The following is an 8,435-nucleotide window of genomic DNA, read 5'->3' as shown; positions in this document are numbered from 1 at the left end:
ATCCTGCCCCCGCAACCAAAATCTTCCAACGACCAAACAATCAAACCCACAAAAACCCCGCACGGGGCCGTTGGCGTTGCTCACATCTCCATATCCAGCGCGGAAAACGATCAGCGATCAGCGGGGAAGCGCTTCGGCCAAAGCGCCTCTGACGTGTCGTGGAACGTCCATTTCACCGGGTTCCAAGCCCCATCGTCACGCTGTGATAAGTGAACCCGCGACTGACCTGAAACCCGTCTTCCCTAATCGTGGGTATGGCCATGCGCAGGTTGCAAATGGATTGCAAGGAGGGATGCAGGCTCTCGGATATAAGGCGCGCCAGATACCGCCTGCGCCCGTACCAGTGACCGCTCAACTTTGGTGGAACAAGCCTCGGAATTCTGGATCACGGTAGTAAGCAATCTTTCCGGCGAAGATTGGTCGTTGACCGGTGAGAAGCAGCAGCTGACTGTCCGGTGGCAGATTGCGGACTTCATCCGGAGTGAGAAGCGGTCGACCGGTGCGCTGTTGGCTAAAGGTAATGCCGGTATTTTCCGAGTCAAGCGCGCGCGCCATCGTCTGGAAGACGATGGTTTCCTGACCCAGGAGATCGGACACTAAGCGAGCGGTGTCGTGATCGTTCACACCGAAAATCTGTAGAACGCCGGAATTCGAAATGAAGGTACCCGCCATCCCGCCATAGGTTGCCCGTAACTGATGGATGTCTTGTAGGATCGGCCACAGCTGGACGCCGTATCCCGCCATCAGGCCCATTGCTCGTTCGATCGGCGCGAGATGTCCGAGTGCCGCAAACTCGTCGAGCAAATAGAGGACCGGTTCATCCGGTGTGCCAGGTCCCCGTGTCATGTCGCTAAGGCTTTGGCTGATAAGCAAACGAAGCCATCGGGCATAAGTGGATAGCCGTTCTGGTGGCAGAACCAGAAACACGGTTGCCCGACGCTGCTTCAGGTCAGCGAAACGGAAATCTGTCCGTTCGAGCACGCCGGTCATCCGCGGACTATCGAGAAAGTGCGTGTGTCGCTGAGCAGATGACAGGACGCCGGCTGCTTCACGGTCCGATTTACCGATGTGGCGGTTGGCGGCGCGTGCGACAAGTCCGTTTACTCCATCCTGTTCCTGCATGCGAACGAGCAACGTGTTGAATCGGTCCGGTGGAAGCGTGAGATATTCGCGAAGGGTCGCCAGGTGTTTTCGATCAGGAGGTTCGAAAGCGACGATCATCAGGAGCAAACCAGAGATCAGCGCTTTGGCTTCTTCATTCCAATGAGCCTCTCCGCTGAGCCCAGGTTCATCGAAGACGAGTGCGTCAGCCAGGGCATGCGCATCTTCCGCTACATCCACCCCATCCAGCTCCAGCATGTCGAGCGGATTGAACGCAGCAGATTTCACTCCCGTTACCGAAAAGGGATCGAGCACATGAACCGGTCCGAATGATTGGCGAGCGCGTCCTGCAATCCGGGCGTTCTCGCCCTTCGGATCGACGCAGATAATCGAACGATCGGCGACGAGCAGGTTGGGAATGATCGTTCCGACGCCCTTGCCGGTTCGGGTCGGCGCAATAGTAAGAAGGTGTGCTGGACCAGTGTGGCGAAGAAGCTTTCTGGTTTTCGGATCGCGGCCGATGAGCAATCCCGATCGTGCCACCTTCAAAGGCGCGATCTCTTTAGCAATGGCAAATCTTGCCGAGCCGTGGGTGGGCTCAGAGAGGTCGCCAAAACTGACGATCAGCGCATTGGTCAAGAGACGATAGGTCAGGCTGATCGGAAACAGCGGTAGCAGGATGTTGAACACCAGCCACGGTAGGCTGCCTTTGCCGAACCCAAGCGCATTGAGTGTAGACAGACTAACCAGCATGATGACAGCTGAGGCGAGCGTGATGCCGGCAGTTGCCCAGAGGACCCGTTTCAGATGTCTGAACGGAGCAAGTGCCAGAGCCGTGATTGCCCAGAGAGGATCACGAACCGCCATTCGCGCCATGTTCTTTACCGCATTCCAAGCCAGGCGCGTCTGGATCATGGTGCCCTCTCTCCTGCTCCGTGATCCTCTCCTGCTTGTCCGAGAAGGTCGGTGAACAGTGCCTGGTCCCCGTCGCGTGTAAGGAAGGTCGGCAGCTCTCGCTGCAGCCACTCGCGCAACCTTTGGGCAGCATCACGGTCGTTTCCGGTTTCCAATCGATGCAGGATGAGAGCGCCAAGCAGGATCTTCCGTCGTGTGTCGTGTGCCCGTTCCTGCTTGCCAAGCCGTGCCTGCAGCGCCTTCTTTCGCGCCTCTAACTGGTTAATGCGCTGGCTGATTGTTATCCGGCTCATCCTGCCCTCCTCTGTTTGGCACTGGATCGGTGCGATTGATGGGACTGCAAAGTCGCAGGACAAACAACCTGAGGGTTTCCTCAGGGTGCGCGAAGCGCCATCCCGCGGTACAGATGAGCGAAGTGAATTATGGACCAAGGGCGCACTTACGAGTTGCGGGGCAACTCGATGCGAGCCCGTCACTGGGTTTCGGGAGTTTGCTTTGGCGATCTACCACTGCAGCATGAAGCCTATCGCCAGGAGTGGAGGACGCAGCGCCGTCGCCGCCGTCGCCTATCGGACCGCCACCCGAATGCAGAACGAGCGCGATGGCCTTGTCCATGATTTCAGAAATAAGCGAGGCGTGGAGCACACCGAGATCATCTTGCCCGATGGTGTCGACGCTGCATGGGCAAAGGATCGCTCGGTCCTGTGGAATGCGGTGGAGCGCAGCGAGAGCCGAAAGGACGCGCGCGTTGCCCGCGAGTTTGAAATCGCGCTACCGCATGAACTGACAAAGCAGCAGCGGATCGAGCTGACGCGAGACTTCGCGCGAGAATTGGCAAATTGCTACAGAGCGGCGGTCGATTTCGCAATTCATCGACCAGTAGGTGAGACGGACATTCGCAATATCCACGCTCATGTGTTGATGACGACGCGCAGCGTTAACGAACACGGCCTTGGAGAAAAGACGCTGCTTGAGCGGGAAAACAGATGGTTGCTGAACAACAACCAACTGACGTCGCATATGCAGCTTCGCAATCTCCGCCAGGCGTGGGAGCATCACGCCAATCGGCATCTGGCGCGTGCTGGTCTCGATATCCGGGTTGATCACCGATCTCATGGCGAACGTGGTCTGGAGATCGAACCGACCGAACATGTCGGTGTCCAGGCATCGCAGATGCAGAAGCGCGCGCTTGGATCAATGCGAGCCCGGCTTGACGAAAATGCCGCGCGACGGAATGCGGATCTGATCCGTCAGAAACCGGAACAGGTTTTGTCCGTCATCACCGGCGAAAAGAGCGTGTTCGATCGCTATGACGTGGCGCGGGCTCTGCACCGTTACATCAACGACGCCCAGGAATTCCAGAACGCGTTTGCGGCCGTCATGGCGTCGCCGGCTCTTGTGGAGCTGCGACCACCTCGGAATGGCAAGCTTGCCCGCTACTCGACCCAGGAGACGGTGGAACTCGAGCGCGCCATGGCTGAGAGTGTTGGAAGAATGGCGCGGTCCTCCAGCCATGGCGTTAATCGACATCATGTCGATCGCGCACTGAGCGCACAGGACAAGGCCATTCGGGCAAGCACTAGAGCATCGCTCACGGCAAAAGTTGTTCGTGCTGACATGCTGCAGGCAGAACTGGAGCGGGCGGTCGCGCGATCGGGTCTAAGCGAGGAACAGCGTCTCGCCATTCGGCACATCTCTGGGCATGAGCAGATTGCAGCGGTGATCGGCTTTGCCGGCGCCGGCAAATCCACCATTCTCGCAGCCGCTCGCCATGCCTGGGAAGCGCAAGGCTATCGTGTGCATGGAGCAGCGCTGGCCGGTAAAGCCGCCGAGGGGTTGGAGGAGTCTTCCGGCATCGCATCGCGCACATTGGCCTCCTGGGAATACGGCTGGCAGGCGGGGAAAAGCGAGCTTGGCAGGGGTGACGTTCTGGTCATCGACGAAGCCGGCATGGTTGGGAGCAAGCAGCTTGCCCGGTTTGTGTTCGAGGCCGAAGCGCGTGGTGTTAAGCTTGTCCTCGTCGGCGACCATGAACAGCTTCAGGCCATCGGTGCGGGATCCCCCTTCAGGGCCATCGTCGAGCGTATCGGCTCGGTCGAGCTTTCGGAAATCCGCCGACAGAAAGAAGGATGGCAGCGGGAGGCATCGATTGCATTTGCCACCCATCGCACGAGGGACGGGCTCGCAGCCTATGCGGCTCGAGGCGGCGTGGAATTCTCCGACGGTCGCGATGAAGCACGGTCGTCTCTGGTTCGCGGCTACCTGAACGATCTGGAGGAACGGCCATCCGATTCACGGATCGCATTGGCCCACCGCCGTGTCGATGTAAGGGCGATCAATGTCGGGATCAGGACCTCTCTTCAGGATAAAGGTCGGCTTGCTCGCGGGGAGGATGCACAAGGCACGCTTGGACAGGAACTTTTCTATCAGACCGTTGATGGCAAGAGGGGGTTTGCATCTGGAGATCGGATCGTTCTCTTGGAAAACAATCGAGATCTCGGGGTAAAGAACGGAATGATCGGAACGGTCGAGGCCGTCGAGCAGGACGCGATAAAAATACGTCTCGATGGCGGCGGGCAGAACAATACTCGCGTCGTGTCGATACCGGTGAATAGTTACCGGTCCTTTGACCACGGATATGCGACGACCATTCACAAGTCACAGGGCGCGACGGTGGACCGAGCTTTCGTGATGGCGTCACACACCATGGATCGGCATCTAACCTATGTGTCGATGACCAGGCATCGACACGGGGTGCAGCTTCATGTGGATCGTAGCGAGCTGAAGGATATTGGTGCGCTCGGCGCCAGCATGAGCAGGTCGGGCGTGAAAGAGATGGCGCTTGACTACCTCCGTGACTTTGCCGCGCGACGCGGGATAGCAAGCGAGTTCGGGATCCACAGCGAGATTACCATGGCGCCGCAGCCGCGTCGCACCGAAGAACGGCCTCCGGCTCGCTATAGCGCTGATGTGGAGCGCGCTCGCGGGGCGGCCGTTCATCGCCAATCAATCCCCGCCTCTCCTTCGCCAGAGCTAAGTCAGCAAAGCCGCGAAGATCAAAATAAAACGGTCGAGCCGCTCGTGCCGGCGCTCATGGATTATGCCAGGAGCGTGGATGAGGTTGCACGCGAGAAGGCAAAACCACACCTAGCGCTGGAGATGGGCGTTGTGCAGGACGTGGGCACCCAAGTTTACGTCGACCCGCGCGGTGCGGCCGATAAGCTCGCTCGCGCCATCGTGGACAATATGGTCGACGGAGACGCATTGGCAAAATCTGTTGCCGAACGTCCTGAACAGTTCGGCGACTTACGTGGCAGCCAAGGTATGCTGGGCGAGAACAGGGAGCGGAAGCACGCCCGCCACTGCGCCCGCGCGCTCGGTCAGCATGTCGCCTTCGCGGCTCAGACCTGGGAGCGACGGGTCGAGGCGGAGCGCCTTTCGGAAACCTGGAGGCGGGAGAAGCAGGACTTCGTCGAGGTGCCGGGGATCAGCTGCCGCAGTGAGGCGCTTCTGAAGCAGCTTCAAGGTTTGTCGCAGGTCGAGAGCGTGAAGTTCCTGGAGCAGTTGGGGGGCACATCGGAAGGCAGGCAGGCGATGATGGAGGCAAAGATCGTTGTCCAAGCGCTTGAGCGCCGCTTTGGAACTGCTGATCCGGGTAAGATCGAGACCAAGCTCGCACGAGTGGGACCCACGGTTCTCGACAAAATCCCGCGCATTTCTGAGATTGCCCGGATGACTGGCCAGGCTCACAGGAGCGAGTTGGCGCGCCAGCACGAGATGAAGAGGTCGCTCCAGCGGGGCTTATCATTGGGATTGTGAAAAGACAGCCGCCAATTGCGTCACGGCTTCAGAAATCAAGCGCTCTCGCGAATGCACACCATCCAGATCGAATGCGCCATCAACGCCAAGCGCATTGTTTTTACGCGCAGGAGATCGGGATCCGTTAGGAATTCTTGTGAGCGGCCACGCCCGTAGTCTAGACCAGATGCCGGCTCAATCATTTCTGCCCTTCCACCACTCCTATTGATCTCAAACGTCGTTGGCGTGGCTGGTGACCTAAGGAAAACCACAGGCTGGCATTCCTCGCAGCTGTGATAGATTTGGGGCGACAGATACTTCGGCCTACGCGATGAGGAGGACACGCGAATGCCAAAGACTGCATTTCTCGAGTTAAGAGATGAGCTCGAAGCCGCCCATGCGATGTCGGCGATAAAGTTAGCCGTTGCGCGTTTCGGAACAAGTTTGGGATACTGTTGGTACGCGCATCTCTCTGCGCATGGCTCGGAAGTCGAAACGTTTTCCAACTACCCCCGAGCCTGGCAGGTAGACTACCTGGCAAAAGGTTACGCTGATGTCGATCCAGTCGTGATGACTGCCATCACCACTGAAAGTCGGTTCGCTTGGAATGGGGCGACACTAGCGCTGGATGCCAGCCCGTCGCAGAGAGCGTTTCTCGATGAGGCTCGTAGATTTGGAATTTGTGCCGGAACGTCGATACCGTGCGTGGGTGCATATGGTAGGACATCGCTCCTAACATTCGCAACCTCTGAGCCGGATACCGAGTTTGAATTCGATTGCCCGATCCTCGCGGCAACCACCGCAACCCTTGTGGACGTGCATGCTCAGCGCTGCCAGCGTGATGAGCTACCCGCTCATGCGGCAAGGCTTACGGCTAGGGAGAAGACGTGCCTCACATGGGCAGCCAACGGAAACAAGGCGGCCCTGACAGGTCGGATCTTGGGAACGGCCGAAACGACCGTCGAGTTTCACTTGCGTAATGCAAAGCGAAAGCTGGGTGCTCAGAACACGACGCATGCTGTTGCGCTGGCGATTCGACAGCAGGTAATCTGAGAAGCGCCAAGCGGACGGAAGGTGAGAGAAATGATTGGCCTGTGCGTAGCGACCTCGTCCAAGGCGGCGGCGGTGCGCCGCAAAGATCGAGATGGGACTCTCTTCCTCGGAACCATCCACACGGGAGCTTGTTAAAAAAGATCATCGGAGAATCATATGGGCTCGAACTCACCGAAATCCGGAACACCTGGAGTATAGCGTGAATCTAGCCATTCTTGAGGTTTGCCACCTGCAACGCCGTAACTGATTTCTCGCAGGGCCGACGTCTCTTGCGCTGGCTGACCCAGCTGCTTGGCGATAGTAGTCGCAGTTTGAGACGCACGTCGCAGGTCGGAACTGTAAATTTCGAGCTCCCTCTCACCGATCAATGCTCCCAAGTGTTCGGCGATAGCCTTGGCCTCTTCCGCGCCGCGAACAGTAAGATCGCTGTCGTACCATCCCCCGACTTTGCCCTCCAAGTGATGGGGGGCCTCTGTATGCGTCACAACAAAGATCTCTTTCACGATAGCCAACCTTTGTAAGTCCACTTTCCGTCGAAGCTAGCTCAAAGCCGACCGACTACAACCCACCACAACCAAACAGGTGCAAATCGATCGTGAATGTGGAGTTTGGGCCGACTCCAGACTTCGGCGCCGCATAATTGGATGTCCTCTTCCGTCGGATGCCGATCAACGAACGAACCGCAATCGGCCGTAGCTCGGTCATTCACTGACACCAACTCCAACTCAATGTCCGGCTTCTATGCACCTCTCCCGATAAGCTCCGCGCGCCGCACTAGAGCGCACGCTACTTGCCACGGCTGTCTGGCTGGAGCTCGCTGAGCTCCTTAAGCACCTTAAGGGGATCGAAGCGAAGGATTCTGGCCAGTTCTAGGAATTCAATAACGTCCACACGCCGTTGCCCACTCTCCAGGCGTGCGACAAACGACTGATATTCTCCAAGTTTTGAAGCGAGCTCGGCCTGCGTGAGGCTTGCCGCCTCACGGCTTTTTTTCAACAGTGCGACAAGTGCTTCTTGTCGCGTAGTGCCGAGTGTCTTTGTCACGACGCCCACCCATTCCAGATGGGGTCTTCCCTTATATCTGATTTTCGAGTATCTTAAATTCAGATACTCATGGAGGGATGTTTTAAGGTCTGCCGATTCGAAGCCGATAGGGAATTGGGAAGATAACGGGTTATTTGCATAGGTGCCGCGACTTTAGCCTCAAGCCGTTCTGGGCTTTCGTCCGGAGCGCATGGGTGGAGGGCGAGGAGAGCTGTCAGCTACCTCTACAAAGAGATCTCTGACTTCTACCAGTAAGGCAGAGGCTAGAGCCTCTAGCGCGGAAACCGTTACGTTCTCCTGCCCGCGTTCGATTCTGCCAACATATGACCGGTCAATGTTCGCCTCCAAGGCAAGGCGCTCTTGGGAAAATCCCTTCTCGACGCGAAGCCTGCGGAGGTTCCAGCCAATGGTTTGCCGTGTGTCCATAGCCCACCATGCTTTATTGGCGGCTTGACAATCGACGGACTGTAGGTCCCTAATTAAGTCCAAGTATGATCATGGTCCGGAGGAACAACCATGGAACT

7 protein-coding genes are annotated in these 8,435 nt (G+C 57.7%); 2 read left to right on the top strand and 5 right to left on the bottom strand.

Annotation, left to right across the window (positions count from 1 at the left end):
- Nucleotides 1–351: 351 nt before the first annotated feature.
- Nucleotides 352–2,016 (bottom strand): type IV secretory system conjugative DNA transfer family protein, encoded by a 1,665-nt coding sequence (locus LH464_RS23640; protein WP_226788865.1) that lies wholly within the window; start codon nucleotides 2,014–2,016, stop codon nucleotides 352–354.
- On the bottom strand, nucleotides 2,013–2,309 hold the full coding sequence (locus LH464_RS23635; RefSeq protein ID WP_226788864.1) for a mobilization protein: 297 nt from the start codon (nucleotides 2,307–2,309) through the stop codon (nucleotides 2,013–2,015). Before LH464_RS23635 ends, LH464_RS23640 begins: the two co-directional genes overlap by 4 nt.
- 202 nt (nucleotides 2,310–2,511) lie before the next feature.
- On the opposite strand from LH464_RS23635, the gene traA reads away from it, so the two are divergent.
- Nucleotides 2,512–5,835, top strand: a complete 3,324-nt coding sequence (gene traA / locus LH464_RS23630; protein WP_226788863.1) for a Ti-type conjugative transfer relaxase TraA — start codon at nucleotides 2,512–2,514, stop codon at nucleotides 5,833–5,835.
- A 327-nt stretch (nucleotides 5,836–6,162) separates the two neighbouring features.
- Nucleotides 6,163–6,867, top strand: coding sequence for an autoinducer binding domain-containing protein (locus LH464_RS23625; RefSeq protein ID WP_226788862.1), 705 nt, complete (start codon nucleotides 6,163–6,165; stop codon nucleotides 6,865–6,867).
- 152 nt (nucleotides 6,868–7,019) lie between these two features.
- Here LH464_RS23625 and LH464_RS23620 read toward each other — a convergent pair whose 3' ends face one another.
- The 3 genes from LH464_RS23620 to LH464_RS23610 form a co-directional block, all read right to left on the bottom strand.
- Nucleotides 7,020–7,370: a histidine phosphatase family protein gene (locus LH464_RS23620; RefSeq protein WP_226788861.1), complete on the bottom strand. Its 351-nt coding sequence runs from the start codon at nucleotides 7,368–7,370 to the stop codon at nucleotides 7,020–7,022.
- Between the two features lie 283 nt (nucleotides 7,371–7,653).
- The gene (locus LH464_RS23615) at nucleotides 7,654–7,911 is read right to left on the bottom strand and encodes a helix-turn-helix domain-containing protein (protein WP_226788860.1); all 258 of its coding nucleotides are present in this window, start codon (nucleotides 7,909–7,911) and stop codon (nucleotides 7,654–7,656) included.
- A 159-nt stretch (nucleotides 7,912–8,070) separates the two neighbouring features.
- A complete protein-coding gene (locus LH464_RS23610) occupies nucleotides 8,071–8,337 on the bottom strand; it encodes a helix-turn-helix domain-containing protein (protein ID WP_226788859.1) in 267 nt (88 codons plus the stop codon).
- Between the last annotated feature and the right edge of the window lie 98 nt (nucleotides 8,338–8,435).

Source organism: Pseudorhizobium xiangyangii, from assembly GCF_020531965.1.
Classification (GTDB): Bacteria; Pseudomonadota; Alphaproteobacteria; order Rhizobiales; family Rhizobiaceae; genus Neorhizobium; species Neorhizobium xiangyangii.
This window is presented reverse-complemented; position numbering and strand designations above follow the sequence as displayed.